The organism is Paraclostridium benzoelyticum (genome assembly GCF_001006285.1).
Taxonomy (GTDB): domain Bacteria; phylum Bacillota; class Clostridia; order Peptostreptococcales; family Peptostreptococcaceae; genus Paraclostridium; species Paraclostridium benzoelyticum.
Window position 1 is genome coordinate 1 of the sequence record NZ_LBBT01000144.1, and the last position, 1,870, is coordinate 1,870.

Here is a 1,870-nt window from a genome sequence, read left to right on the forward strand (position 1 = left end):
CAATTATACAATATTACAGGCATAAAGAATTTAAATATCCTTTAAGTTTTAGAATAATAGAAAAGTTAAAAATAAAAAGTGTTAAAAACTTAGAGAAATAAAAAAGAATGCAATGTAATTTGCATTCTTTTTTATTTTTTTAACGGATTATAGTATAAGCCATATAAGCTACATATATAGCAATAAATATAAAACCATGTACCTTATTTAAACAATTGTTTTTCTTCATAAATATATAAAGCAACGCTGTTATTAAAGTCATGAATATAGTATCAATTAAAGCAAACATACTAATAGTCATAGGATGAATTAAAGCTGCTAGACCTAAGACTAATAAAATATTAAATATATTAGACCCTATTACATTTCCTATTGCAATTTCTGTTTCACCTTTTCTAACAGCTATAACAGATGTTACAAATTCTGGCAAAGATGTACCCATAGCAACAATAGTAAGACCAACTAAGTTTGAACTCATACCAAAAGCAGTTGCAATTTTAGTTGCAGAATCTACTACTAAATCACCACCCCATACTATACCAACAATACCTATCAAACAAATTACTATAGTTTTAGGCAAAGATGAAACTTCAGATTCAGTGGCCTCTACAGCTTCTATAGCTATAGCGCTTTCACCAGCTGACATATCCGAGTTTTGTTGACCTAGATTTGATTTAATCATATTTACTAAGAAAAATACAAATAATAACAATAAAACTAAACCATCAAATCTACTTATCTTAAAATTAAAACCAAAAATAATAAGTAATGCACTTATAAATACTAAAAAAGGGGTGTCTTTTTTTATTGTATTTTTTTCAACAGGTAACTTTGCAATTATAGCAGATACACCTAACACAATAAGTATATTAAAAAAGTTAGATCCGACCACATTAGCTATACTCATATCATTTTGACCTGCAAGAGAAGATGATATACTTACGGCAGCCTCAGGAGCACTTGTCCCCATTGCAACAATAGTAAGACCTATAAGCATAGGAGGCACATTAAACCTCTTAGCTATAGAAGATGCACCTTCTACAAATATGTCAGCTCCTTTTATAAGAAGTGCAAATCCTATTATTAAAATTAAAAATGACATAAAAAACCTCCTTTTGAAACTAAATTATCATAAGAAATAGTATATCATACCAAATACGAATGTAAAATACTTGCATAAATTATATATTGAAATTTAGCAACTTTTGAAATGTACAAGAATATAATATAAAAAAAGGAAAAGGAGAGTTGTGATGGTAACCCTTGGATGTATTCTAATAGGATTAGGACTAGGACTGACTTTAGGAAATATGCAAGAAACCATAATATTATCAGTGGTAGGTTTAATAGTAGGAGCTTTCTTATACACTAGAATGGCAGTTTATATACCTTTAAAGTTTAATAAATTTGCTAAAATTGCTATATATATAACAACAGGAGCACTAATAGGAGTTTTAGTAGGAGTTATAACAGGTAATATACCAGGAGCAATAATGATAGGAGTAGGAGCTAGCTTTGTTGCTATAGACATGATGAATTATAGAAGATATAGAAGAGGTATTAAAGAAAATAACCATAGTTGAGTTTTAAAATATATCAAAAACAATTAATACGTAAATATTATGTGTTAATTTATTTTTGGTATATTTATTTTTTTAATAATTAAATTTTAAATATAAATTTAACTCTACGAGTACATAAACAATGTATATTGATATAATGTTTATTATAATTTGAATTTATTATTTGGGGGATGTTATGGGGAATAAGAGTTCCGATTACGGTTATAATTGTATATTTTACAAATTTAGATATTGAGTGTGTATGGATATCAATGGGATTAGACGTTTGTATACGATGGATTATCGGA

The 1,870-nt window shown here is 27.5% G+C and carries 2 protein-coding genes; one reads left to right on the top strand and one right to left on the bottom strand.

Annotated elements, in window-relative coordinates; genetic code table 11:
- Nucleotides 1-139: 139 nt before the first annotated feature.
- Nucleotides 140-1,102: a calcium/sodium antiporter gene (locus VN21_RS06630; RefSeq protein ID WP_046822562.1), complete on the bottom strand. Its 963-nt coding sequence runs from the start codon at nucleotides 1,100-1,102 to the stop codon at nucleotides 140-142.
- A 151-nt stretch (nucleotides 1,103-1,253) separates the two neighbouring features.
- Here VN21_RS06630 and VN21_RS06635 point away from each other — a divergent pair, with 151 nt between their 5' ends.
- Nucleotides 1,254-1,583 (top strand): hypothetical protein, encoded by a 330-nt coding sequence (locus VN21_RS06635; protein ID WP_046822563.1) that lies wholly within the window; start codon nucleotides 1,254-1,256, stop codon nucleotides 1,581-1,583.
- Nucleotides 1,584-1,870: the final 287 nt, after the last annotated feature.